Below are 26,126 nucleotides of genomic sequence, written 5' to 3'. Positions count from 1 at the left end.
ATTCAATTATTGTGTTATAATGTTTACATGAAATAGATAGTATCCGTATTTTAATATTTGATGGCTGACAAAAGCTCGTGAAATTTAAATATTTCACGAGCTTTTTTAATGCTTTTGTTTCTTTTCTGTTTTTCTGTAAACCTTTTGAAGGCCGGTACTGTGCCATGGCGCGCGCCACCCAAAAAAAAAGATAATACGGCAAAACGCCGCATTATCTTTTAGAGAAGGATCTTTATTTTAGGACAGTATTTTCATTTTCCGCGCTTCTGCTTTTAACGCCTCCCTGAAATCAGGATGGGCGATGGCGATCAGCGCTCTGGTTCTTTCGGACAGGGTCTTTCCCCTCATCTCCGCGATACCGTATTCCGTCACGATGCGGTCCACATCGTTCTTGCTGGTTGTGACCACTGCGCCCTGTGTAAGCGTGGGTTTGATCCGGCTGACCTTGCCGTTGATGGCAGTGGAGGGGAAAGCGATAAAGCTTTTGCCGCCGGGGGACAGCCGGGCGCCTCTCACGTAATCGCTCTGGCCGCCGGTCCCCGAGATATGCCTGTTCCCCACAGATTCCGCGCACACCTGGCCCCAGAAATCAACCTCCAGAGCCGAATTAACCGATATAAAATCCGAATGCTCTGCGATCACCAGGGGGTTATTCACATAGTCCACTGGCAGGATTTCGATGGCAGGATTGTCATTGACAAAATCATACATATTCTGGCTGCCATAGGCAAATGTAGCCACAGAGCGTCCGGGGTGGATGGCTTTCCGGCTGTTGTCCACTGCTCCAGAGGCAATCAGCTCCATCATGCTGTCTGTAAAAAGCTCAGTGTGGATACCCAGGTGATGCTTTTTCTTCAGGGCCTGGCCCACTGCCTCGGGGATCCCGCCAATCCCCAGCTGAATGGTGGCCCCGTCAGGGATCTCCGCCGCGATCAATTTGCCAATGATCTGGCTGACAGCGTCAGGCTCTGAGGGCTCTGTTGCCGGCAGGGGGACATTGTTCTCGCACAGCGCGGTAACCTGGGATATATGGATTACGGGGCCGCTGAGCGATCTCGGCATATTTTCATTGACTTCCAGAAAGATATGTTCTGCCTTTTTAAGCATGGCAAGGCTGTTGGAAGCGGTACAGCCGGTAGAGAAGTAGCCGTGCCGGTCCATTGGCGATACCGTCGCACAAAAGGCGTCCATATCAATATAGTTTTCAAACAGCTCGGGCATATCCCGGTAGTAGCAGGGCATCACATCCCCCACCCCAGCTGCCACGCCCTGGCGCGCGTATTTTCCCGAAAACCAGGAAACGCCCATCTTACCCATAAGCCTTTCGTCGTAACAGGGCATGGGCTGCACATCCAGGATGGTGTGCAGCTGGACGGTAAAATCCGCTTCCTGCTGAATTCGATTCATCACCGCGCTGTAAATGGCCGGCGGGTAGCCCAGCGCGATGTCGGAGCAGCACACCCAGCCGCATTCCATGAGGGCTGCGATTTCCTCTGGCCGCTTAAGCTTTTGCTTATATTGACTGATCACTGTTTTCATTCACACACATTCCTCTTACCCTTATGCCTTCGGCTACGCCAGGGCTCTGGCATAATTCTTTCCCTTTTCAAGCGCCTGCCGGTTAACGGGGATAAACTTCGCTTTACCTTCGCCGAACACCTTGGTAAAGGCTTCCAAAACCGCCTCCTCCGAGATGGTATGATCCACTTCCAACAGGGCCCCAAGCAACACCATATTCATGAGCTTCGGGTTACCCAGCTCCTTGGCAATATCGCTGGCTGGAACATAGATCGTCCGGATATCCGTCCGCTCCGGTTTTAAAGAGATAAGGTTCGCATTGATGATCATGGCGCCGCCCGGAGCGACCACATTCTCAAACTTACGGAAGGACGGCTCATTCATGACGACCGCGGACGAGGCGTTTTTCGTGACGACCGGAGATCCAATGGATTCATCCGAAATGATCACCGTACAGTTGGCTGTTCCTCCCCGCATCTCAGGGCCGTAAGAGGGACACCAGGAAACCTCCTTGTCCTTTATCATCGCCGCATAGGCAAGCAGCTTGCCAACACTCAGAACCCCCTGACCTCCAAAGCCTGCAAAACAAATTTTCTTCGTTTCCATTTTACGACTCTGCCTCCTTGGTAATGTCTTTATAAACCCCCAGCGGGTAGTAAGGGATCATTTCTTTTTCGATAAACTGCATGGCTTTGACCGGCGTTAGCCCCCAGTTGGTCGGGCAGCTTGAAACTACCTCAATGAGTGAAAAGCCAAGCCCTTTTTTCTGAACCTCAAAGGCCTTTTGAATCGCCTTTCTGGCCTTCATCACATTAAAGGGCGAATTGACTGCAACGCGCTGAATGTAAGCGGCTCCCTCAAGGGTGCTCAGCATCTCTGACACGCGTATGGGGTTCCCGTCGATTTTGGGATCACGCCCACTCTGGCAGGTGGTTGCCTTCATGCCTGGCAGGGTCGTCGGCGCCATCTGGCCACCCGTCATCCCATAGATGCCATTGTTGATAAAAATGGTCGTGATCTTCTCACCCCGGGCAGCCGCGTGAATGATTTCCGCAGTGCCAATGGAGGCCAGATCTCCGTCCCCCTGGTAGGTAAAAACCGTATTATCCGGGTGTACCCGTTTAACCCCGGTGGCCGTAGCCGGCGCGCGGCCATGGGCCGCCTGGATGCCATCAGTATTGAAATAGCTGGTCGCCATGACCGCACAGCCAACCGGGACCACCGCAATGGCTTCCTCCAGCAGCCCCATCTCCTCAAGAACCTCACCGACAAGCCGGTGGACAATACCGTGGGTACATCCTGGGCAGTAGTGGGTCTTTGCCTCGGTCAGCCCCTGGGTGCGTTTAAATACAGTGGTCATTTTTTTCCACCTCCATCACAGATTTCGCAAATTCAACAATTTCCTCTGGCGTCAGGATCACACCGCCGGTGCGGCCGTAAAACTCGACTTTATGGATATCCCCGCAGGCCAGTTTAACGTCGTCCACCATTTGGCCAAGGCTCATCTCAACATCCATGATCTTCTTGACCGAAAGGTTTTTAAATGCCTTTTCTGGGAAGGGCCACAGAGTCTTTGGCCTTATCAGCCCCACGCGGTAACCTTCCTCACGCAGGCGCTTAATGGCTGTCTTGACAATCCGGGCAGCGGTGCCGTATGCGGCAAAGGCGTACTCGGCGTCTTCCATCATAAAGCTTTCCGCCTGCTGCTCACTTTCCTGGATCTGCTCATATTTTTTCTGCAATTCAAAATTGGCGGTTTCCAGCCCCTCGGCTTCCAGGTCCAGGTTAATGACGAGGTGGCGCTCGCCCTTCCCTTTTCCGGTCATAGCCCAGTCCTTGGGCTTCAGTTCTTTGGATGGCCTGTAATTGAACTCCACAGGCTCCATCATCTGGCCGATCATTCCGTCGGACAGAATGATCACCGGTGTACGGTAATAGTCCGCAAGGTCAAACCCCTCCATGACCATATCCGCAACCTCCTGTACCGTCGACGGCGCCAGGACAATATTATGGTAATCCCCATTGCTGCCGCCCTTTACACACATGTGGTAATCGGCCTGGCTTGGCTGTATGCCGCCCAGGCCAGGGCCGCCGCGCATCATATTAACAATCACTGCCGGCAGCTCCGCCCGGGTAATATAACCGATCCCCTCCTGCTTCAAGGCGATTCCAGGTGAGGATGAGCTGGTCATAACCCGTGCGCCTGCTCCTGCCGCACCGTAGACCATATTGATAGCTGCCACCTCGGATTCGGACTGCACAAACGTCCCCCCGATTTTAGGCAGCTCTCTGGACAGATACTCTGGAACCTCGCTCTGCGGCGTGATCGGGTAGCCAAAAAAGAACCGGCATCCCGCCTCCATCGCCGCCTTGCCAACTGCTTCATTCCCCTTCATTAAAACCTTTGTCACTGCTATCCCTCCCTAATCGCATTTTTCTACTGTGATGGCCGCTTCCGGACACATCTTAGCGCAGTTCGCACAGGCGATACATTCGCCCATATCGGTGACCATACAGGGGTTATACCCGCTGATGTTCAGGCGTGTTTCATCCAGCGCCAAGATATCCTTTGGGCAGACGGACACACATAGTTCACACCCTTTACAATAAAATTCATCAATGATGACGTTTCCTTTGGCTCTTGCCATGTCTACTCCTCCATATTTGGTTTATTACATCCATTCTTCCCGCATGAAAAACTTCAGCGGCAGCCGCTCGCCAGACAGCCTCCCTGGTACCCTGCCAATGATTTCTTCCATATAAGACGTATACCGGATGGGAATCCCCGTCCGCTTCGAGGCTTCCCTCAACACCGCGTCGCCAGCGACCAGATTTTCAAGGGTACTCTCTCTCACAAGGTTTGTATTATTAATGAACCCCGTTACCTGAAAGCCTGAAGCGTACTCAAGACATTCTTTCTGAAAGAGGATTCCCTCCACACTCGCGGTATCCGGCCGGTTTACATTAACGACCATGAAAAAATCAATCTCGTCCCGGCTCAGAAGCGGCTTCAGGCGGGCCAGCGTGGTGGTGCCCACACTGTTTCCACCGAGGTCGATGATATAGTCACACGCTTTATCCTTTGCCGGTGTCCCAATCTCCGCTGAAACGGCCGGAAGATCACAGTTATCCTGCTTAATGGAGGACCCGATTACCCTCACGCCGTATTCCTCCAGCTCCTTACGCCTTTCCCTGGACCTGAAAAAAACATTGACAATGTCCAGATCTGCCAGTACAACCCTTGGTGCGTTTTTGCTCAGGGCAACTGCGTAATTGACCGCAAACTCTGTTTTTCCGCTTCCGTAATGGCCGGCAATGATTCGTACTCTTTTGTCTTTTTCCAACATTTTTTCACCTCCGCAGCGGCTTCAGCACAATGACCGGCTGCCCTTTTGCAAAACTAATGATTTTTATCCGGCAGGCCAGTAAAATTAACTGCTTCACAGGCCTGCCGTCAAGGCTTTTTAATAAGAATCAGGCGCGTCCCGCCTTGATGATATCCATTGCGTAGTGGTCTGCGGCCTCATAGGTTGTAATGCCCTTGTCTTTGGCATAATGGATGATGTTGAGGGTGGTGTCATAAATTTTATCAACCTTTTCTGTTACTTTGCTGGCGTCGTAGGGCTTTGTCACAATTTCTTCACCACAGTTGATAACACCGCCGGCGTTAATGATATAATCCGGTAAATAGAGGATGCCTCTTTCTTCCAGCTCCTCGCCGGTCTGTGGGTCAACCAGCACATTGTTGGCGCATCCGCCTACAATTTTACACTTCAAAGCCTTGGCGTTGCCGCTGTTGATCACCGCGCCCAGAGCGCATGGGGCAAAAATATCACACTCTGCTGTCAGTACCTCGTCAGCGTTCAGCGGGGTGGCGCCAAATTCTTCAACAGCCCGCTTTACAGCGTCCGGATTAATGTCATAAACCTTCAAGATAGCGCCCTCATCGTGCAGTAGCTTTGCGACCATATAACCAACACTGCCAAGCCCCTGAACCACAACGGTTAATCCCTCGGCCGTGTCCGCGCCAAACTTTTCCTTGATTCCGGCTTTAATTCCCATAAAGGTTCCTCTGGCTGTATAGGGTGACGGGTTGCCGCCAATTTCCCGGGTGCCGGTAACATACTTGGTTGTCTCCTGCATGTAGGCAATATCCTGCGTATTGATATTGACGTCCTCAGCAGTATAATATCTCCCGGCAAGGGATTCGATAAAGCGGCCATAGGCCTTAAAAAACGCCTCATTTTTAAGCTTTCTCGGATCGCCGATGATTACAGCTTTTCCGCCGCCGTTCTTTAATCCACAGCCCGCATTTTTAAGGCTCATGCCTCTGGACAGCCGCAGGACATCATAGAGAGCATCCTCCTCGCTCTGGTAGTTCCACATCCGGGTGCCGCCGAGCGCCGGGCCCAGGGTCGTGTCGTGAATGGCGATAATGGCCTTTAAACCTGTTTCCTCATCCCGTGCGAATACCAGTTCTTCGTGTCCATAGAAATCCATCTTTTCAAAAATACTCATTTTTTCATACCTCCAAAACATGATTTTTAATAATAATATATAGATACCAGCGGCTCTTAATCCGGCCGGCATAGATATCCCTTAGATTTTTCCCTTTCGCACTGTCTCTGCGGGATCAGGCTCCGGGACAGATACTTCTGGGCTTACTTTTTTCTTGTCGCCCTTGATAAAATACCCGGCCACGCCGCAGATCACGGTTGGCAGCAGCCATCCGAACCCAAAGTGGTGAAGCGGTAAATAGTTGACGAACTGGAAGCCCAGGCCATGATTGGCGGCTGTCTCCAAAACGCTGATCAAAAACGCGCCCAGCGCGGCCGCTTTAAAGACATTGTCATTTTTGATCTTGTCACCCACAATGGTTAAAATGATCAGTGTAAGGGCCGGCGCGTAGACAATGGACAGGACCGGCTCTGAAATGGCGATGATCTCATCCAGGCCGATATTGGCGATGACCGGTGAAATCACGCACACAATGGTGACAATGACTTTATAACTGACACGCCCTTTGCTTAACCGGGAGAAATAAGCCCCACTGGAGCTGACTAGCGCCACTGCTGTGGTGATGCAGGCCAGCGCTACCACAATCCCAAAGATAACCATGCCGACATTTCCAAGAAGATTTTTAATGATCTCAAGAATCAGTGTTGACCTGGAAACATCCACCCCATACATGGTCGAGGCTGTTGCCCCAAGGTGGGCCAGACCAAAATAAACAATCAGGAGCCCTGCCCCGGCAACCAGCCCAGCGCCTCCGATTACAGCGTTCTTGACTTTGATCTCCGTATAGCCCTTTTCCTTAACCGTTTTTACAATAATAACCCCAAAAATCAGCGCTGCCAGCACATCCATTGTTTGGTATCCCGAGATGATGCCGCTGCTGATAATATTTGAGACCTTTGGCTCAGCCGCAATTGGCCCCAGTGGATCAATGATCCCCTTTATGATGACAATCATCAGCCCAATAAACAGAGCCGGCGTCAGGAATTTACCGACAATGTCCACCACCGATGCCTCCTTCACGCACAGCACCCAGATAAGCACGAAAAATGCGATCGAAGCAACCAGTGGATTTACCCCCGGAAAGATGGGCGAAACGCCCATTTCAAAGGTTGTCGCCGCAGTCCTTGGAATGGCCAGCATCGGGCCAACGCACAGCACCACCAGCGTCGACAGCAGCACAGCGGGTATTCTCCCAATGCGGCAGGTAATTCCTTCGATATCGCTGTCACATTTCAGCATGGCCAGGATGGCCAGCATCGCCAGTCCAATATCTGCGATGTAGTAGCAGATAAAGGCCGGCACCCACATAGACGCTGCCGTCATTCCAAGATAAGGCGGAAAGATCACATTCCCGGCACCGAAAAACATCGAAAACAACGCAAGACCAACAATCCACTTGTCTTTTCTTTGACTCATTTTACACTCTCCTCATTAACCAGCGTTACAGGTCCGAATCTCAGGTGATTAAGGCTGCCTCTTTGCAGCACTGTGTACGTCCGCTCCTCTTTTCTGATGATGGTTTTATTATATTCTCAGTATGTTTTTTCTGCAAAGTTGCTTAATATTCTTTAGAATCTCAATTTTTACCTCAAAAACTTCTTTACACGAAACTTTCAACCTGTTTTAATTTGTTTTTTGTATTTTTTGCTTTCTCAAGAAATCATTTTCACAAAAAAACAGATTTATATGAAAACGTATTATTTTCCTGACCTTTTTAAAAATCATCCAAAAAAATGAACAAACCCAGTTAAAATAACACTTTTACCGGGTTTGTTAAATATTAAACATTTTACTAATTTTTACACTTTTCCCTTTTAAGGGTCAATCACAAAACAATGATCCTCTTTCAAACGTTTTATCTCCTCTTTCGACACGACAAAAAATTCCTCCAATTCCTTGCTGGTCATCAGCTCCTTTGAAAGAATCACTTTAATGGCGGTTGGACGCATGCTGTAATTGTCCATTCCCGTCAGAATTCCCGGAATCGCGGAAAGCTTTTTCATGGGGATGAAAAAAGATAAATACGCAATTTCCGCCTCACAGTAAAGGTTCTGCATGATGAAAATAATAAAATTATCCCGGATGTTCATGGAACCGTGATAAATCCCCTCGCACTTTTTATAGTTTTTAATATCTTCCGGCTGATAATAAAAGGTCGCGTAAATCTGACCGTTTGCCCGCTCTTCCCCAAGACGGATGTAAGAACAAAAATTTTTATGACGCGACTGCTGGTAAAGATAAAAGTGGTCAATATTTCCCAGCTGGCTTTGAGTTACTTCCGTCGTCTTGTCCTCTTTCGGTATATCCAGAAGATGAGAGACCCCAATGTTTAATGTCGAGGCAATTTCAAACAAAGTTGAAACATCCATACCAATCGCGCCTGTCTCATATTTTGAGATTGTCGCCCGGCTCTTACCAATAGTTCGAGCCATTTCATCAATGCTGATCTTTGCCATTTTTCGATACATCCGAACCTGAGCCCCAATTTGCGCATTCAATGAATCCCCTGTCATAATCTGCTCGCCCCCTATTTCTAAAAATAAAAAAAACAAAACAAACAAGATGTTTATTTCTAGTTGAATTCTACACGATTAAAAGAAGGACTGTCAACCTTTATTTAGAAAAACAAAAATTTTAGTAATTTTAACAAAACTTTAAGCATTCACATATTTTGCGAAAACTAAATTAAAATAAGAGGATATGGCGTTTTGCCGTATCCTCTCTACATCGTCATTTTCCGGTTATTTCACTCCACAGCTTTTTCTAAAATATCCACACATTTTCCAATTCCAAGCCTGTCCGAATCCAGAATCATGTGGTAGCTTTCGGGGTCACTCCACTTTTTGCCCGTATTCGCATTATAGTAACAGGCGCGGCGTTTATCAAACTTTTTCAGCACAACTTCTGCGTTGGCCGCGTCCACGCCGTAGGTCTCCACCGCCCGTTTTACACGGGCCTCCCAGCTGCTGTGGATAAAAACATTCAGGACATCCTTTCGTTTTCTCAGGGCGTGGCAAGCGCACCGGCCAATGATGACACAGGGGCCTTCCGCTGCCAAATCATTGATAATTTCAGCTTCTGCCAGCCGCAGCGCATCGTTCTCCGGCAGGCTGGGCGTATCACCTATCAGGTTTTTGGACAGCATGTAGACAGAGTAGAAGAAGCTGTTGGTTGGTGTTTCTTCCAGCTCTTCAAGATATTCGGGGGAAACGCCTTTCTTTTTCGCAGCCATCTCCAGTATTTCTTTCCCGTAGTAAGGAATCCCTAGCTTTTCTGCTGTCCGGTAGCCGATTTCCCGGCCGCCGCTGGCATATTCCCGTTCAATGGTGACAATATTGTATTTCATAATTGTTTTTACGCCTCCTCTTCCACTTCAAACTGGCTGTTATACAGGTCTGCGTAGAAGCCATTTCGGGCAAGCAGTTCTTCATGGGTTCCCTGTTCAATGATATCGCCGTCCTTCATCACGAAGATGCAGTCTGCATTCTTGATAGTGGACAGGCGGTGGGCAATGACAAAGCTGGTCCGCCCGTGCATCAGGTTATCCATGGCCTTCTGAATGAGGATTTCGGTACGTGTATCGACAGAGCTGGTCGCTTCGTCGAGAATCAAAATTTTAGGATCTGCGAGGATCGCACGCGCAATGGTCAAAAGCTGTTTCTGTCCCTGGGACACATTGTTGGCTTCCTCGTTCAGCACCATGCTGTAGCCATCGGGCAGTGTTCTTACAAAGTGGTCCACCTGGGCGGCCACAGCGGCCTGCTCAACCTCCTCATCGGTAGCGTCCAGACGCCCATAGCGGATATTGTCGGCAATGGTGCTGTTATACAGCCAGGTGTCCTGGAGAACCATCCCAAACAGGCTTCTCAGATCGTTTCTTCTAAAGTCCTTAATGTTGTGGCCATCCACCAGAATCGCGCCGGAGTCTACATCATAGAAACGCATGAGCAGCTTGATAATCGTGGTTTTGCCCGCGCCGGTAGGCCCTACAATAGCGATCTTCTGGCCTTCCTTTACCTGTGCGGAGAAATCATTGATAATGATTTTGTTCGGGTTGTAACCAAAATGAACGTGATCAAAGGTGACATTCCCCTGGACACCTGCAGGTGACACCGGATTCTGCGGATCAGGCACCTCTTCTTCCTCAGCCAGGAATGTAAAAACACGCTCAGCCGCAGCCATAGTCATCTGCATGATATTGGACATATTGGCAATCTGTGAGATCGGCTGGTTGAACTGACGGACATACTGGATGAACGCCTGAATATCCCCGACGGAGATACGGCCGTTAACGGCCAGATAACCGCCCAAAATACACACAGCCACATAGCCCAGGTTTCCAATAAAGGCCATAATAGGCTGCATCAGGCTCGAGAGGAACTGCGATTTCCAAGCCGACCCATACAAGTTGTTGTTGAGGCCCTCAAAGGTTTTGTATGCTTCCTCTTCGTTGTTAAAGGCCTGAACCACTGAATGCCCACCATAAATTTCCTCAATATGGCCATTGATGTGTCCAAGATATTCCTGCTGGCTGCTGAAATATTTCTGGGACCGCTTGACCACCAGTACGATGAACACAAAGGACAGTGGAATAATACACAGCGTTACCAGGGTCATCTGCCAGCTGATGGAGAACATCATGACCAGAATACCAATAACGGTTGCCACAGAGGTAATAATCTGGGTCAAACTCTGGTTAAGGGTCTGGTTGACGGTTTCAATATCGTTGGTTAAAAACGACAAAACTTCGCCGTAACTTGTTTTATCAAAATACTTAAAAGGGAGATGGTTTATTTTCGAAAAGGTATTTTCACGCAGCTTGTAGGTGACTTTCATCGACACGCCTGTCATCAAAAATCCCTGGAGCGCTGAGAAAACAGCCGAGATAATATACAGTCCTACCAAAAACAGTAAAATCTTTGCGATACCTTCAAAATCAATGCCATTGCCGGTATTGGCGATCATATCCATCACGCCTTCAAAAATTTTCGTGGTTGCCTGTCCCAGAATTTTAGGTCCGACAATGTTAAAAACAGTTGAAGCAATGGCAAAGATCACGACAAAGGTCACGGCAACCCGATGGGGTTTCAGATAAGCTAAAAGTTTTTTAAGGGTACCCTTAAAGTCTTTTGCCTTTTCACCGCTCGCCATCACTGGCCCACGGCCCATGGGGCCACGGCGTTTTGGAGGCGTTGGAGTCGTTGCTTTCGTTACTTTATCAGACATTTCCTAATTCCTCCTTTGACAGCTGTGAGCTTGCGATTTCCTGATAGGTACCGCAGCTTCTCAATAATTCTTCATGGGTTCCCTTGCCGACCACGCGGCCTTCGTCAAGAACGATAATCTGTTCAGCGTTCATAATGGTATTAATACGCTGGGCAACAATCAGCACGGTAGCCTCCTCAGTATAATTCTTGAGGGCAGAACGCAGGGCTGCGTCTGTTTTAAAGTCAAGGGCCGAAAAGCTGTCGTCAAAAATATAGACATCCGGTTTTTTAACAAGGGCTCTGGCAATGGACAAACGCTGCTTCTGCCCACCGGAGACATTGTCGCCGCCCTGGGCGATTTCACGCTCAAAACCATCAGAATTCGCATTAATAAATTCCATAGCCTGGGCAATTTCCGCTCCCTGGCGCACTTCCTCCTCGGTGGCCTCTTTGCGGCCATAGCGAAGATTTGAATCAATGGTTCCTGAGAACAGAACCCCCTTTTGAGGGACATAACCAATCTTGTCACGCAGGTCATGAAGAGATGCATCTCTTATATCCACGCCATCCAGCGTAATAGCGCCGTCGGTCACATCATAAAAACGGGGGATGAGGTTAATCAGTGTTGACTTACCTGAGCCGGTAGAGCCGATAAAGGCTGTTGTCTGTCCTGGATCAGCCTCAAAACTAATATCATGGAGCACGTCCTCGTCTGCGCCCTCGTAGTGGAAGGAAACATGGTCAAACACCAGGCGTCCCGGTATATTCTGAGGGAACGGCTTTGGATTTTTGGGATTTTTGATCACCGGATCCACTGCCAGCACTTCTGCGATACGTTCACCGGAAACAGCGGCTCTCGGCACCATGATAAACATCATGGAAATCATCAGGAAAGACATGATGATCTGCATGGCGTACTGCATAAAGGCCATCATATTACCAACCTGCATGGTTGAGTCCGCGATCTGATGTGCGCCAACCCAGATAACCAGCAAGGTGATACAGTTCATAATCAGCATCATGACCGGCATCAGAAAAACCATGGCCCGGTTGACAAAGAGGTTGTTATTCGTCACCTTTGTATTTTCAGTTTTAAAGCGTTCACGTTCAAAATCCTGGTTGCCAAAGGCGCGGATCACCGACATCCCATTAAGGTTTTCACGCATGACCAGGTTCAGGCGGTCCACCAGCTTCTGTACAATTTTAAAACGCGGCAGCACCAGTGAGAAAGCGATCAGAATAACACCGATCAGCACAATAACTGCCACTGCGATAATCCAGCTCATGGAGGTGCTTTCGCGAAGCGCCATAATGACCCCGCCGATGCCCATGATTGGGGCGTAGCAGATCATTCGTATCCCCATGATCAGCAGTGTCTGCATCTGGGTGATATCGTTGGTGCTCCTCGTGATGAGCGAGGCGGTTGAAAACCGGTTAAATTCGGTGTTTGAGAAGGACTCAACCTTCTTAAAAATGTCTCTGCGCACCACCTGTGAAAAACCAGCGGCCACCTTGGCGGCCAGCAGGCCAACACAAATGGCTGCGATAACACCAATCAGCGATAATCCCAGCATGATGCCACCAATCTTTAAGATATACATGGTCTGTATATGGCTGGTGTCAGCGCCTAATTCTTTATAGAATTCCCTGACAAAAATGGCGCCTGTCTGCTGCTGGGTGGACTCTGGTGTCTGCATGGCCTTTTCTCTGGCGCTGTCGAACTGTTCCTTCGGCACCATTTTCAGCATAGGTGTCATTTCATACAGCTTGGATAAATCCATGTCGTCAACGTTGGCCGTCATGTCCTCCTGGCTGGCTGTGCTTCCCTTCTGTTTGGCCATATCCTCTACGAAATTAATAAAAGTCCAGTCGGCCTCACCAAAGATAGCATCCAGCTTCGTGTAGGTATCCTCATCTGTGTTCCTGAGCACATAAGCACGCTCATTCTTCATTTCAGGATATTTTTTAATCTGTTTATCGGTCGCCGCCGAAGGCATTATTTCCTCATAGGCCTCTGATACGGTTTTTTTCTGCTCATCGGTCATAAAGCTGGTGATAAAATCATATCCCTGCTCGCTGATGGCGTCTGGCGCGGCATGCTCGATCCCATTCTGCTGAATCCCTACATTGACAATATCGGACATGAAATTTGGCAGATTCAAATCCGACATTGCCTGAACAAACAGCAGAATAAAAGCCAGCAAAATCGAACCGATATAGGGTTTGAGATACTTTGCTAATTTTGTCATATTTGCTTCCTTTCTTTAATGTCTTACTCCGTTTTAGTTGCTTTCGCGGCTCAGCCGCTCGATGGTCTCGGAAAACTCATCCATCAGAGCGATAAACTGCCTGGTTTTTTCTTCTCCCATTTCCTCAGTTGTGCGAGTCAGCAGGTTGAGCATGGGCCTCGGTGCTGTTTTCAGCATGACCCTTCCGGCCTCAGTCAAATTGACGTAAACAACGCGGCGGTCTTTCTTGGTGGTGATACGCTCCACGTATCCAGCGTTCTCGAGGACGTTAATCATCTGAGAAACACCGGGCATCGAGCTGTTTGTCGCCTTGCTCAGCGTTGAGATACGCACCCCAGGTAGTGGTGCTGTTCCATTTTTCAAATGCTCATTTTCCTGCTCCTTACAGTGATTGGCAATACGCATCAGCATAAAAAATTCACTTTGGCGCAGGCCGTCAATGCGCTGCTTGCTCATGGTGTGAAACAGATTCTTTTTTACCTTGTTTAAACTGGCCAGAAATGTTTCCCCAAGGCTTTTCTCATGATCCATGATAAACTCCTTCCCTTTTGGGAACCAGACCTTCCGCAGCCAACGGAATCGCGGTCTCCATTTTTCTTTTGCTATCTTAATTATTATCTAACATAATAGTTAAGTAACTTAAATATTATTATAGACCTTTTTTGAAAGACTTCAAGAGAAAAGTAAAATCCGCAAACGATTTTCATGATCTTTTTGTTCAAAACAGGCTTTTGAAGCAGCTTTAAAAACCTGTAGCCTTTCTTAAAATAAAAAAAGACCAGATTCAGGAATCTGATCCCATATTTTGTACCACAAGGTACTGGTCGGTATCTAACAGTTGCGGATAACGCTCGAAAAGCTGATCGACCATCCGATTTGACCGCTCAATCATGTCCTGAATCTCCGCCTCGGTAAAATTCAGGTTGAGAGCAAAATTAAAACTGCGCACAACATAATCAAAGCATTCTGCGTAGGTCAGATCAAAGCCCTGATTAATTTTCCACTGCAGCGAACGCTATATGCCGAAAATTGTCCCCAGAGCAAGCTTATAATTTTTTTCAAAGCTATAACCATTGGCCCGCATCTCACAGACAAGAGCTTCAAAAATTTCAGCCTGATTGCCTTCGTAAATGGATTCCTCCAGTAAGTCCTCCTTCATCACACCTGTAATAAAAGAAGCCATTCGCGGGTCGTGCTCATGGATGCGCATGGTCATATTTTGGAAATTGATAATAAAAAACAGGGGTTCCTCCTTCGGATCGACAAAATACTTCAGGTATGAGGCCTGCACCTGATAATCCTCCTTAAGGGCCTGAATACCTATGTTTAGCTTGCTGCCAAAATGATAGGTAATGAGCGCCTGGCTGACACCTGCCTCCTTTGCGATCTGGCGGCTTCCGACCTCATACCCTTTTTCAAAGAATAAACGCTTTGCTGTTTCATAAATAATCTGCTTCGCCTTTTTTATCCAATTTCTCTTTCACATTTTTTCTCCCATCGCTGTCTTTTGTACTATTTAACCACAAAAAAAGATATTTCAAGTAATCCTTAAGAAAAACTATTCGCGATCAGTTATTACTGGGAGGTAGTATGAATACATCTTTAAATGAAAAAACTTATGCGGTAAATAAAGTTTTTGAGGCTGTTTTTGATGGAAAAATGCCCTCGCGCGTTTCAATTCTCACAAATATTGACAATGCTTTCTGTCTTGAGTATGCCGGCTATAGTCTCAAAAAAGAACAGTACAGTATCGAAAAAAACATGGAAGCCATTGACGTCACCACCCGCGATTTTGACGGGGACACGGTTCTCGGCATTACTATCCGTCTTTCACAGCTTTATAAAATTCTAGGCGTAAAAAACTTTAAAATGGGCGCCGATGGATTTTTACAGCATCCGGAGGTCCGCGGTATGGAGGTTGAGGATTACGACGCCTTTATTGCCGATCCGGTAAAAACACTCTGGCAAACCATTCTTCCAAGAATTTATGAAGAACTCAACCGCCCTGGATTTGAAGGGCAGAAGGTTCTGGCCAAAGCCTTCTTCCTTTGTGAACAGTATGGCCGCACTGGGTGAGGGCTATCAGCAAATCGCCGAAAAATATGGACGGAGCACCTATACCATGGCCTCAGCCGCTTCAGCCGAGCCGCTGGATACGCTTTCCGACCAGCTGCGCTCTTTCTCAGGCATCAGCAAGGATATCCGCCGCTGTCCGGACAAAGTCGTTACCGCCTGTGAGGCATTACTGCCGGTCTGCCTGAAGGCTGATGTAAATCCTGCTTCAAGCCGCTATAACCGAACCTTTATCCCGCTCCACATGGCGCCGTACATGCGCGAAAAGGACTTTCTGAAATTCTACTGGCCAACCTTTAAAGCTTATGTCGAAGGGTTGAACGCCGCGGGAGCCGGCGCCAATCTTTTTGTGGAAGAAGACTGGTCCCGCTACCTGGACTATTTAAATGAGCTGCCTGAAAACACTTTGATGGTTTTTGAATATGGCGACCCTAAGGAAATAAAAGCAAAGGTAGGCGGCCGGCATATCGTCAGCGGCCTTTACCCCATCGGTCTCTTAAAATCGGGCACTAAGCAGGCATGTATCGACAAGGCAAAAGAATTAATCGACTTCTTCGCCCCGGACGGCGGATACATTTTTGGCTTTGACAAAGCCATTCTCCGCCTCAATGACATTAATCCAGCGAACTTAAAAGCAGTATTCAATTTCGTACATGAATACGGAATCTATTAACAGGAGGCACCAATGACTGTAAAATCCGAATATTACACTGATTTTGAAGAAACCATGAATAAATATGATATTCCCGAGGAAGCCGCTCCCTTTGCGGCCGAAAGCCTGCAATCGGTCGAGGAACTTCTCTTTGGGTTTATGATCTACCTGATCTCCTGAGTGATGAGCAGTAAACAATATCTGAAATAAAAAAGACCGTATCTGAATCTTACAGATACGGTCTTTTGCGTTAAATGCTATTTAATTGAGGCATCATAGATGCTCTTGATCGACTCTGCCAGCATGGCGTTAAATTCCGCGTCGCTCTGGCTCGCGTTCAGCCCTTCGGACAGCGCTCTGGAAAAGCTGGCGATAAGGCCCGGGTTCTGTGCCAGCAGGGCGTTTGATTCCTCACGTGTATAGCCGCCGGACAGCGCGACCACGCGCACCACATGCTTATCGGCGATAATGTCGCTGTAGAATCCGTTTTCAGATGGAAGGCTGAGCTTAAACATCAGACGGACATTGTCGTCCAGGGTATTCAGGCGGTCTAAAATTTCCGTTTTCAGTATTTTTTCGCATTCTGCTTTATCAGCGCTTTTGATATTGACTTCCGGTTCCAGTATTGGCACAAAGCCGGCTGCCGCAATTTGCAGGCCCACTTCAAACTGCTGGTCAACAATCTGTTTAATGCCAGCCGCATTGGCAGATTGAATGACTGAGCGCATTTTTGTACCAAAGATATGGCGGTCTGCCGCCCGCTTGAGCAAGCCGTCCAGATCCGGGATCGGCTTCATGAGCTGAACGCCGTCCTTTTCCTCGGCCAAACCCTTATCGACCTTTAAAATCGGCAGTATTCCCTTTTTCTCCCAGAGGTAATCAGCTGTGTAAACATCGTCAATGGTACGGTCCATGGTCTTTTCAAAGAGAATCGCCCCCAGAATATATTCTGATGTAAAGGCTGGGCTTTTGATGATCCGCGCCCGCATGGCGTGAACCAAATCAAACATCTCATCATCGCCCTGATAGCTGTCCTCAGCGATGCCGTACAATCTCAGTGCCTTTGGTGTACTACCGCCGCTCTGGTCCAGGGCTGCAATAAAGCCTTTGCCATTCGCCATTCTTTCCAGTTGCTCTTTCTTCATTGTATAACCTCCTGATCGGATCGTTTTGCCGGTCCTGTTTAAGTTTAAGATCGGGAGCGATGCGCTCCCACTCTCTTTAGTGTATACCTTTTCTCATTAAATATCAAGTGTTGTTTTTAATCCCTATGGGTCAAAAAAGCTCCAGCATTACACTGGAGCTTTTTGCCATTCCTGTTTTTATCCCAAGTATTCCTTACCGAGGCTGTCCGCGACCATAATCGCCGCGTAAACAGAATCAGCGGTTACTTCAAATGGCATATTGTGAATGGATTCGTCCGGGACAGTTGAAGCTTCAGCCACTGCACGGATCTTTTCTTCTGTGACTTCTTCAACACCAAGTTCCTTAAGCGTTACCGGCAGTCCTACCGACAGGCAGAATTCCAATACTTCCTCGATTTCTTCTACTGGCGCGTCTTCCAGAACAAGCTGAACCAGTGTGCCAAAGGCTACTTTTTCGCCATGATACATATGGTGGCATTCCGGCAATACGGTAAAGCCGTTGTGGATCGCGTGGGCGCCTGCCAGGCCGCCGCTTTCAAACCCGATACCGCTGAGCAGTGTGTTGGCTTCGATAATTTTTTCAAGCGACTTGGTACAGCAGTTATTATCGGCTGCCAGCTTGGCCATAAAGCCCTCTTCAATCAGCGTGTCATAACAAAGCTCTGCCAGATTCTGTGCCGCCATTGTCGTGGCGCCAGCCGCGCAGGTAGAGGCGTTGCTGGCTTCGCAGGCGCGCGCTTCAAAATAGGTCGCCAGTGCGTCACCCATTCCGGCAACAACCAGACGCGACGGTGATTTCGCGATAATGTCGGTATCAACCAGAACAAGATTTGGGTTTTGTTTTAAGAACAAATAGCTTTCAAACACGCCGTCTTCGGTGTAAATAACCGACAGGGCGCTACACGGCGCATCGGTGGAGGCAATGGTCGGGACAATCACAACCGGCAGGTCGTGATAATAGCCTACGGCCTTGATGGTATCAAAGGTCTTTCCGCCCCCTACACCAATCACAACATCAATCCCTTTTTCCTTACAGACCGCGCCGATCCGGTCGATTTCTTTCTTACAACATTCCCGGTTAAAAGCTTCATAATCAACGGATACGCCGCTTCCCTCAAAGCTTTTGTCGAGCACAGCCTGATTTCGTTTCAGGCCGCTGTCTGTAATCAGGCAGAGTGCCTTTTTCCCCAATGCAGAAACATACTCTCCTAAACGGTACAATTCACCGGACCCCTGAACATATTTGCTTGGTGAAATTAAAATCTGAGCCATAATTACCTCCTCATGTTTGTAAAATTAGAGAACGAGCTGTCTTATTAACACCAGCCATTCTTTACTTAATATTATAAAAGATTTTTCTTAATACTTCCATGCTGTTTCTCTCAATAACCTTTTTTTACTATTTATCCTCTAATTTTTACAGGTAAATAAAAGCACAACCTGTAAAAAAGGTCATTGTTCTATTTTTCCTTCTGCTGACGGTAGTCACTCTCATGTTTAAACACCGCCGCTCCCAGTATCAGCACAGCCAGGGCTGCCGCGGCAAAAATAGCCGCTCCAGCCTTGTTGTCAAAGACTCCGGTTGGGGCATTCTCACCTGTTCCGGTTATATTCTGGGTACCTGACGTTTGTTTTTGCTCCTCCTCAGAGGGGTCCGTCATGGGATTCTGATTCTCAACCGCTTCATTTCCGGGCTGTGTTCCGGTATCCTCGATGCCCCTCGCTGCTTTTAGATTTTTTTCACTCATCAAGGCTGCCCACTCCTCCTTGCCCGAATGGTTTGTGATATAGCGCATCACCGCCTCCTCAGAAACACCGTATTGGTTAAGCTCAGGCTTGACCGCCAGCTCAGGGTATTTGGAGGCGTTTGAAGCCACAAACTGGTTGGTCACCACGGTATAGATACTGTCAAGATCAAGGGGAGCGCCGCCGATATCTACGGATACCAGCCGGTTGTCCAAAGACCTGGCTGGGTCATAGGCCACCTTCATACCGCCAATCTGCAGATAGGAACCGCCGCCGTTTGCAGGCCATTCGTGTTTTCCTTCCTGATAAGCCTTTAGGTTATTCGCCCCCATTTCAAGAGACTTTTCCAGAATGCTTTTCAGATCGGCCCCGGTAATTTTTTTGGTCACCAGATAATTGCCAAAGGGTGAAACGCCAATAACGCTGCCCTTGGTAATATCCCCTGCTGCAATGGACGCTCGAATCCCTCCGCAGTTCTCAAAGGCAATATCAGCTCCCGTCGTCTCCAGATAAGCCGAGGTAATCACCCTCCCCAGGTTTGTTTCTTCAGTATAGGTTTTAATCGCGCTGCCCTCCAGAGGTACGTCGGTTTTCCCAACAACCTGATTTAAAACAGGCTTCTGCCGCGCTTCAATGTCTTCAATGGTTTTTGAAACTTCCCAGTTTGATTCATACGCCTCAGCATCCGCCGACGAAATAACGTGGCCGACTGTGTTGACGATTTTCCTGCTATCAGGCTCGTAAAAAATTTTCACAATACCAGCGTTGCTGAAATAGGCGCCGGTCTGGGCAATCAATGTGTTTCCCACCACTTCGCTATACTGCGCATGCGTATGTCCGTCAATGATGACATTGATTTCCGGCACTGCCTTCGCAATGTCCCGGCTGCTCAGCATCCCTTCCTTTTCAGTCATTCCAATATGGGTAAGTGCGATAATAACATCACATTTTTCATCGTTTTTCAGCTTACTGACAGTCTTTTTCGCCGCTTCCACAGCATCGTCAAATCGGACATCCTTTACATTTTCCGGTGCGGTTGAGCTGTAAATATCCGGGCTGATCAGTCCGAAAACACCAACCTTTACCGAGACTTCCTCACCACGCGTTACGGTTTTTGTTATGTAAGGCTGAAAATAATTCTGACCATCAGAGGCATTAACGACATTGACGTTAAGCAGCTTAAAATTCTTTTGGGCCTTATCGGCCTTGCCCTCTGAATCCTCCGTTTTAACAGCTGGTTCTTCCGTTCCCAGCGCCTTCAACGCTGCTGCGCCGTAATTAAAATCATGATTCCCAGGACATACCGCATCATATCCAACTGCACGGAGCAGCTCCGCAGTGCTTTTCCCCTGTTCAATCGTTGCAAAAGGCAGTCCGTGGAATGCATCCCCCGCATCCAGTATCAAATCTGCATTTTCCTTATCGGCAATGGCCTTGACCTTTTCAAAGCCAACCGTACTGGCGCTGTTTTTATATTGTCCATGCGTATCGTTGGTGTGCACAATGGTCAGCGCAATGGTTCCATCTGGCGGATTATCGTTACCATCCTGGGCAAAGGCGGGGTTGACGCCAGCCAGAAACAGTAGGGCCGCCAAAGTAATGGCTAATATTTTTTTATACATTATAATCTCCTCATCATCCGGGTGCTTTATTTTAATCTACCAAGGTATTATATCATGTTTTCCCATTAAAATAAATTTAAAAAAGATGATACGGCGTTCTGCCGCATCATCTTCCCGTATTATTCTTCTTCGGTATGGCCATTGAAAGCGTCCAGCTCAGCCTGGGTTTCAGGTACCATGACGCTTCCGTCAGAAATCGCTTTCTGCCATGTATCATATATGGACTGAAGCTCCGGTGTAATATTGCCGCCGGCGCTGCCAAGGGTAATGCCCCCGTTTCCCACACCATACTCGTAAATGCCGCCCTTAAAACTGCCATCCATCTGCATTTTCACAGCGTCGTAAGCTGCGTTGTCAACATTTTTGACCATTGAGCACAGGATCGTCGGCGCAAACTGCGGATAGACAACAGCCTGGTCCTGATCAACGCCGATAAACCAGTAACCGCCAGACGCGGCGTTCTCTATGACACCGATATTCGAGCCGCCCGCAAAGCCGAAAATAACGCCGGCTCCCTGATTGTGCTGTTCTCCGGCCACCTGCCCCGCCTTTTCGGCATCATTAAAGCTGCCGATATTGCTGATCACCACAACATTTTCCGGAGAAACGGCTTTAATGCCGGCGCGGTAGCCAATCTCCGCGCTCTTTACCACAGGAATATCCATACCACCGATGAACCCCTGAACCCCAGAAGTGTTATTGGCCGATGCCGCCAGAACGCCCATCAGAAAAGCACCTTGGGCATTGTCAAAATTCATCGAAACAAAATTTGCCGGCAAATCAGCTCCCGCGTTTTTTGGGGTGGTTCCGTCAATCAACGCAAAATGGATATCTGGATTTTGGGCCGCCGCTGCCAGCAGCTGATCACTGTGGCCTGTCACACTAATGATCATCGCCGGTTTTGCCTGAATCGCAGCCTTAAGATTCTCATCATATTGATCATCCGTCTCACTCTGAAGAATTTTCAGGTCATACTTCAGCTCACGGGCGCCCTTTCGCAAGCCATTGATGATACTGCTGTTAAAAGAGCCATCCTCGACACCTCCGACACCGGCTGCGAACATGATAACGGGTTCCTCATAAGCCTTTTCACCGCCTTTTGTCTGACATCCACCAAAGCTGAGGGCAGTCAGCAGAACGAGGATAACCGCTGCCAGCCGTTTCATGATTCTGCCACTTCCGAGTAATCCTCAATGTATTTGATGGCGCTGACAGCCGCAATCGCTCCGTCTCCCGCCGCTGTCACCACCTGCCGCAGAGATTTACGGCGCACATCGCCAGCCGCAAAGACGCCTGGAATGTTGGTGCACATATCTTCATCAGTGATCAGGTAGTCGCGTGCATCCTTTTCTAAAGTGCCAATAAAGTACTGAGTGTGCGGGATCTGGCCAACATAGACAAATACCCCCTGCACCGGGATCTCTGTCAGAGCGCCATCCTTAACATTTTTAACCACAATGCTCTGAACCAGCCCATCGCCTTTAATCTCCTCAACCACGCTGTCCCATACAAAGCGAATTTTTTCATTTTCCATGGCGCGCTCCTGAAGAACCTTAGCGGCACGCAGCTTGTCTCTGCGGTGGATAACCGTTACTTTAGACGCAAATTTGGTCAGATAAATGGCTTCCTCAATGGCGGTGTCTCCGCCACCGACAACCGCAATTTCAAGGTTCCTGAAAAAATTGGCGTCGCAGGTAGCGCAGTAGGAGACGCCCAGTCCACGAAACTCAAGCTCTCCCGGGCAGCCAAGCAGTTTTGGCTGAGCGCCCGTTGCAACGATAATCGCCTTTGTCTGATATACCGTACTGCTTGTGGTTACCTCAAAGGTCTGTCCGGTTTTTTCAAAATATTTAAACTCTTCCGTTTGAAATTCAACACCAAAATCCACACACTGTTCCCTCATTCTCTCAGTAAGAGAAGGGCCAGTGGTATCTGCTGGCGCTCCGGGATAATTTTCGACCTCCCAGCTGGTAGCGATCTGGCCGCCAAAGCCGCCCTTTTCAAGAATGAGTGTGCGCATCTGCCCTCTGGCGGCATATAAACCCGCTGCCAGACCAGCAGGGCCACTCCCGATAATGATAATATCATAATGCATTAGTAAATTACCTCCTCAATTTTGTTGACGCCGCGCTGCTCCTTAAGCTCCAATATGTCATTGGCAATATTGGACGCATGGTCGCCGACACGCTCAATGTTCGCCAGCAGATCAAGATATACAACACCCGCGTAGGCGTTACACTGTCCTTTATTCAGGCGGCGGATATGTTCATTTTTGAGCTTGTCGGTCAGCGCGTCAATCTGGTCTTCTTCGTTTAAGACACGTTCGCAGAGGCTTCTGTCCTCTGTCTCAATCATCTGGCTCACATCGTTCAATGTTCTGTTTGTAAACTCAATGAGATTTTCCAGATCTGTTGTCGCAACATCACTCAGGGCGATTTTTTCACGATTTTTCATTTCAGCCAGCTCACTGATATTTTCAGCATGATCACCGATACGTTCCAGGTCATGGCTGCCCTTCAGATAAAAGGCCAGACGGTCATTTTCCTGTTCCGATACATTCATGTTTGAAAGCCTGACCGTAAAGTCCATAATACCATGCTCAAATTCGTCAATGCGTTCTTCACGCTCAATAATCTTTTCAATCAGTTTTTCATCACCTGTCATGACTGCGTCACAGGCAGTTTTAAAGTTTTTCTTTGCCATTTCGCTCAGGCGGATGACCTCCTTGCCAACCTGGCCAAGGGCAACCGACGGGTTATTGAGAAGACGTTCGTCCAGCTGCAGCCCCTTTTCCTCTTCGGCTGTGGGAAACATTTTTTCCAGCAGCGTTACAAACCGGTCGATAATCGGCAGCAGCACAATGGTATTGGCCACATTAAAGAAGGTATGTGACATGGCGATCTGGCGCGCGACATTGGGCAGTACCTGACCCGTCTCTGTGATCGTCGTTCCTGAAATATTGACAATCAACTCATAAATCGGATTGACAACCGCAACTGCATCAATAATACCCAGTACTATCATTACCCATACCGCTCCGAAAATATTCACAAAAAGGTGGATGAAGGCTGCGTTTCTGGCCGCGGTGGATGTTCCGATGCTGGATAAGAGCGCGGTGACACAGGTCCCGATGTTTGTACCGATCATAATCGGAATACAGATCTGGATCGCGTCTGTTCCGCCGACACCAGCGAAAACGCCGGAAATAGCCAGAGCCTGAAGCAGACCGAGTGTCGCGCCGGAGCTCTGCATAATGCCCGTGATGATTGTGCCCAGCAGCAGACCGAAAATCGGGTTTTTGCCATAGGTCGTTAGCAGATGTATAAACTCTGGGCTGTCATTTAATGGTTCCATGGTTGAAGACATCAGATTGACGCCGAAGAACAAAATCCCAAAGCCCAGCAGAATACTCCCCAGATCCCGCGCGCTTTTCTTTTTGGCAAAAAGAGCCATAAAGGTACCCACACCGATAAAAAAGGGTGCGACCGCTGTGACGTTGAAGGCAATGAGCTGTGCCATTACGGTGGTCCCAATATTGGCTCCCAGAATAATCCCAGCCGCCTGGGTAAGCGTCATCAGTGATGCATTAACAAAACCAACCACCATAACCGTCGTGGTGCTGGAACTCTGAACCATAATGGTGACAATGATCCCACACAGCACAGCTTTAAAGCGATTGTTTGTTAAAATCTCCAAAAGATGCTTCATCTTATTACCGGCAACAATCTTTAAGCCCTCACTCATCAGATGCATCCCATAGATAAACATCCCCAGGCCCCCAAAAAGACCAATAAACATCGATAATGTCATACTTTCCTCCACATAAGCATAATCTCGTTTTCTGTACTTTTTCTTAAACACACTTATAGGTATTTTAACACTAATCGCTCTGTTTTTTAACAACAAATTTACTTTTTTATAAATTATTTTTAGGCACTGTTTTTTGATAGAAACTGTGGTAAAATAGTAAGATAAACGAAATTTGTAGGAGGATACTATGTCTGCATTCACGATGAATGAAATTGTCAGCCTGGCAAAAATGAGAGGAATCGTTTTTCCAGGATCTGAAATTTATGATGGTCTCGCCAACAGCTGGGACTACGGCCCGATCGGGGTCGAAATGAAGAATAATGTAAAAAGAGCCTGGTGGAAGAAATTCGTCCAGGAATCACCTTATAATGTCGGTCTTGACGCTGCGATTCTGATGAATCCGAAAACCTGGGTTGCTTCCGGCCATGTCGGCGGCTTTAATGATCCGCTCATGGACTGCAAATCCTGTAAAACACGTTTTCGCGCCGATAAGCTGATCGAAGACTATTTTCACGCAAGGGGTGAGGAAGCGGTTGTTGACGGTTGGTCCAATGAAAAAATGATGGATTTTATCCGCGAAAACCACATCAAGTGCCCCGAATGCGGCGCTGAAGACTTCACCGATATCCGCCAGTTTAATCTGATGTTTAAAACCTTCCAGGGTGTCACAGAGGACAGCTCATCCGAAATTTATCTGAGACCTGAAACCGCCCAGGGGATTTTCGTCAATTTTAAAAACGTACAGCGCACGACCCGTAAAAAAATTCCTTTTGGTATTGGACAGATTGGTAAATCCTTCCGTAACGAAATTACGCCGGGTAACTTTATTTTCAGAACACGTGAATTTGAACAGATGGAGCTTGAATTTTTCTGCGAGCCCGGTACTGATCTCGAATGGTTTACCTACTGGAAGGACTTTTGCCGCAACTGGCTGTTCTCCCTTGGCATGAAAGAGGAAAATGTCCGTTTCAGAGATCACGAAAAAGAGGAACTGTCCCACTACTCCAATGCCACTACCGATGTTGAGTTCCTGTTTCCCTTTGGCTGGGGTGAGCTCTGGGGCATCGCGGACCGTACCGACTTTGACCTCACACAGCATCAGAATGTTTCGGGCAAGGATATGCAGTACCAGGATCCGGTAACCAACGAAAAATACCTTCCCTATGTCATTGAACCATCTCTTGGGGCTGACCGTATGTTTTTGGCATTCCTGTGTAATGCCATGGAAAAGGAAACCCTTGAAAACGGCGAAGAACGAAATGTAATGAAGATACACCCTGCGCTTTCTGCCTATAAAGCCGCTGTTCTCCCTCTGTCTAAAAAGCTCAGCGAAAAAGCAACGGAAGTATACGCCCAGCTCGCTAAGCACTTCATGGTCGATTATGATGAAGCTGGCAGCATCGGCAAGCGTTACCGCCGTCAGGATGAAATTGGCACACCAATTTGTATAACGGTAGATTTCGATACTCAGGAAGACAATGCCGTCACCCTGCGTGACCGTGATACCATGGAACAGGTCCGCCTGCCCATTGATGAAGTGGTCGGCTATATTGAAAAGAAAATGGACTTCTAGAACAAAAAAGAAG

25 protein-coding genes and 1 pseudogene are annotated in these 26,126 nt (G+C 48.1%); 4 read left to right on the top strand and 22 right to left on the bottom strand.

The genetic code is table 11. The features are described 5' to 3' along the window. Positions 1–237: 237 nt before the first annotated feature. The 16 genes and pseudogenes from DW091_RS03900 to DW091_RS20660 form a co-directional block, all read right to left on the bottom strand. Positions 238–1,539 carry an acetyl-CoA hydrolase/transferase C-terminal domain-containing protein gene (locus DW091_RS03900; protein ID WP_058695326.1) on the bottom strand — a complete coding sequence of 434 codons (1,302 nt, stop codon included), beginning with the start codon at positions 1,537–1,539 and terminating at the stop codon, positions 238–240. Between the two features lie 33 nt (positions 1,540–1,572). Further along, on the bottom strand, positions 1,573–2,124 hold the full coding sequence (locus DW091_RS03895) for a 2-oxoacid:acceptor oxidoreductase family protein (RefSeq protein WP_118517436.1): 552 nt from the start codon (positions 2,122–2,124) through the stop codon (positions 1,573–1,575). 1 nt (position 2,125) lies between these two features. Continuing rightward, complete coding sequence (locus DW091_RS03890; protein WP_013381720.1) at positions 2,126–2,878, bottom strand: thiamine pyrophosphate-dependent enzyme; 753 nt, start codon at positions 2,876–2,878, stop codon at positions 2,126–2,128. Further along, positions 2,862–3,929 (bottom strand): 3-methyl-2-oxobutanoate dehydrogenase subunit VorB, encoded by a 1,068-nt coding sequence (locus DW091_RS03885; RefSeq protein WP_118517435.1) that lies wholly within the window; start codon positions 3,927–3,929, stop codon positions 2,862–2,864. Before DW091_RS03885 ends, DW091_RS03890 begins: the two co-directional genes overlap by 17 nt. 12 nt (positions 3,930–3,941) lie before the next feature. Beyond that, a complete protein-coding gene (locus tag DW091_RS03880) occupies positions 3,942–4,166 on the bottom strand; it encodes a 4Fe-4S dicluster domain-containing protein (protein ID WP_013381722.1) in 225 nt (74 codons plus the stop codon). 24 nt (positions 4,167–4,190) lie between these two features. Then, complete coding sequence (locus tag DW091_RS03875; RefSeq protein ID WP_118517434.1) at positions 4,191–4,865, bottom strand: ATP-binding protein; 675 nt, start codon at positions 4,863–4,865, stop codon at positions 4,191–4,193. A gap of 127 nt (positions 4,866–4,992) precedes the next feature. Further along, positions 4,993–6,036: a Glu/Leu/Phe/Val dehydrogenase gene (locus DW091_RS03870; protein ID WP_147365271.1), complete on the bottom strand. Its 1,044-nt coding sequence runs from the start codon at positions 6,034–6,036 to the stop codon at positions 4,993–4,995. Between the two features lie 81 nt (positions 6,037–6,117). After that, positions 6,118–7,452, bottom strand: coding sequence for a branched-chain amino acid transport system II carrier protein (gene brnQ, locus DW091_RS03865; RefSeq protein WP_058695330.1), 1,335 nt, complete (start codon positions 7,450–7,452; stop codon positions 6,118–6,120). A 398-nt stretch (positions 7,453–7,850) separates the two neighbouring features. Next, positions 7,851–8,534, bottom strand: a complete 684-nt coding sequence (locus tag DW091_RS03860; protein ID WP_158577817.1) for a helix-turn-helix transcriptional regulator — start codon at positions 8,532–8,534, stop codon at positions 7,851–7,853. Positions 8,535–8,782: 248 nt separating this feature from the next. Then, positions 8,783–9,382: a cytidylate kinase-like family protein gene (locus DW091_RS03855; RefSeq protein ID WP_074616719.1), complete on the bottom strand. Its 600-nt coding sequence runs from the start codon at positions 9,380–9,382 to the stop codon at positions 8,783–8,785. 8 nt (positions 9,383–9,390) lie between these two features. Then, positions 9,391–11,262 carry an ABC transporter ATP-binding protein gene (locus DW091_RS03850; RefSeq protein ID WP_118517432.1) on the bottom strand — a complete coding sequence of 624 codons (1,872 nt, stop codon included), beginning with the start codon at positions 11,260–11,262 and terminating at the stop codon, positions 9,391–9,393. After that, positions 11,255–13,492: an ABC transporter ATP-binding protein gene (locus DW091_RS03845; protein ID WP_074616717.1), complete on the bottom strand. Its 2,238-nt coding sequence runs from the start codon at positions 13,490–13,492 to the stop codon at positions 11,255–11,257. The genes DW091_RS03850 and DW091_RS03845 overlap by 8 nt, the downstream gene beginning before the upstream one ends. 33 nt (positions 13,493–13,525) lie before the next feature. Next, positions 13,526–14,023 (bottom strand): winged helix DNA-binding protein, encoded by a 498-nt coding sequence (locus DW091_RS03840; RefSeq protein WP_074616716.1) that lies wholly within the window; start codon positions 14,021–14,023, stop codon positions 13,526–13,528. 253 nt (positions 14,024–14,276) lie between these two features. After that, positions 14,277–14,441 (bottom strand): hypothetical protein, encoded by a 165-nt coding sequence (locus DW091_RS20475; protein ID WP_224168735.1) that lies wholly within the window; start codon positions 14,439–14,441, stop codon positions 14,277–14,279. Positions 14,442–14,507: 66 nt separating this feature from the next. Further along, on the bottom strand, positions 14,508–14,783 hold the full coding sequence (locus tag DW091_RS20470; protein ID WP_224168734.1) for a hypothetical protein: 276 nt from the start codon (positions 14,781–14,783) through the stop codon (positions 14,508–14,510). 51 nt (positions 14,784–14,834) lie between these two features. Beyond that, positions 14,835–14,939: pseudogene (locus DW091_RS20660) on the bottom strand (helix-turn-helix domain-containing protein); the annotation flags it as partial. 143 nt (positions 14,940–15,082) lie between these two features. Here DW091_RS20660 and DW091_RS20460 point away from each other — a divergent pair. From DW091_RS20460 to DW091_RS20270, 3 genes are read left to right on the top strand one after another with little or no spacing between them, the layout of a single operon-like run. Next, on the top strand, positions 15,083–15,568 hold the full coding sequence (locus tag DW091_RS20460) for a hypothetical protein (RefSeq protein ID WP_224168733.1): 486 nt from the start codon (positions 15,083–15,085) through the stop codon (positions 15,566–15,568). Further along, positions 15,480–16,238 carry a uroporphyrinogen decarboxylase family protein gene (locus DW091_RS03830; protein ID WP_224168732.1) on the top strand — a complete coding sequence of 253 codons (759 nt, stop codon included), beginning with the start codon at positions 15,480–15,482 and terminating at the stop codon, positions 16,236–16,238. Before DW091_RS20460 ends, DW091_RS03830 begins: the two co-directional genes overlap by 89 nt. A gap of 12 nt (positions 16,239–16,250) precedes the next feature. After that, positions 16,251–16,397, top strand: coding sequence for a hypothetical protein (locus tag DW091_RS20270; protein WP_167495274.1), 147 nt, complete (start codon positions 16,251–16,253; stop codon positions 16,395–16,397). Between the two features lie 77 nt (positions 16,398–16,474). On the opposite strand, the gene DW091_RS03825 is transcribed toward DW091_RS20270, so the two are convergent. From DW091_RS03825 to DW091_RS03800, 6 genes are all read right to left on the bottom strand, one after another. Beyond that, entirely contained in the window at positions 16,475–17,362 is an 888-nt protein-coding gene (locus tag DW091_RS03825; RefSeq protein WP_118517431.1) for a fructose bisphosphate aldolase, read from the bottom strand. 177 nt (positions 17,363–17,539) lie between these two features. Next, complete coding sequence (locus DW091_RS03820; protein WP_118517430.1) at positions 17,540–18,634, bottom strand: glycerol dehydrogenase; 1,095 nt, start codon at positions 18,632–18,634, stop codon at positions 17,540–17,542. Between the two features lie 188 nt (positions 18,635–18,822). Then, positions 18,823–20,730, bottom strand: a complete 1,908-nt coding sequence (locus DW091_RS03815; protein WP_118517429.1) for a 5'-nucleotidase C-terminal domain-containing protein — start codon at positions 20,728–20,730, stop codon at positions 18,823–18,825. A gap of 119 nt (positions 20,731–20,849) precedes the next feature. Further along, entirely contained in the window at positions 20,850–21,896 is a 1,047-nt protein-coding gene (locus DW091_RS03810; RefSeq protein WP_118517428.1) for a BMP family ABC transporter substrate-binding protein, read from the bottom strand. Continuing rightward, positions 21,893–22,825 carry a thioredoxin-disulfide reductase gene (gene trxB / locus DW091_RS03805; RefSeq protein WP_058695341.1) on the bottom strand — a complete coding sequence of 311 codons (933 nt, stop codon included), beginning with the start codon at positions 22,823–22,825 and terminating at the stop codon, positions 21,893–21,895. Before trxB ends, DW091_RS03810 begins: the two co-directional genes overlap by 4 nt. Beyond that, positions 22,825–24,540 (bottom strand): Na/Pi cotransporter family protein, encoded by a 1,716-nt coding sequence (locus DW091_RS03800; protein ID WP_038352796.1) that lies wholly within the window; start codon positions 24,538–24,540, stop codon positions 22,825–22,827. Before DW091_RS03800 ends, trxB begins: the two co-directional genes overlap by 1 nt. Before the next feature lie 187 nt (positions 24,541–24,727). On the opposite strand from DW091_RS03800, the gene DW091_RS03795 reads away from it, so the two are divergent. Beyond that, the gene (locus tag DW091_RS03795) at positions 24,728–26,113 is read left to right on the top strand and encodes a glycine--tRNA ligase (RefSeq protein ID WP_058695342.1); all 1,386 of its coding nucleotides are present in this window, start codon (positions 24,728–24,730) and stop codon (positions 26,111–26,113) included. The last annotated feature ends 13 nt before the right edge of the window (positions 26,114–26,126 follow it).

It is taken from the genome of Eubacterium sp. AM05-23, from assembly GCF_003477535.1.
GTDB lineage: Bacteria > Bacillota > Clostridia > Eubacteriales > Eubacteriaceae > Eubacterium > Eubacterium maltosivorans.
This window is presented reverse-complemented; position numbering and strand designations above follow the sequence as displayed.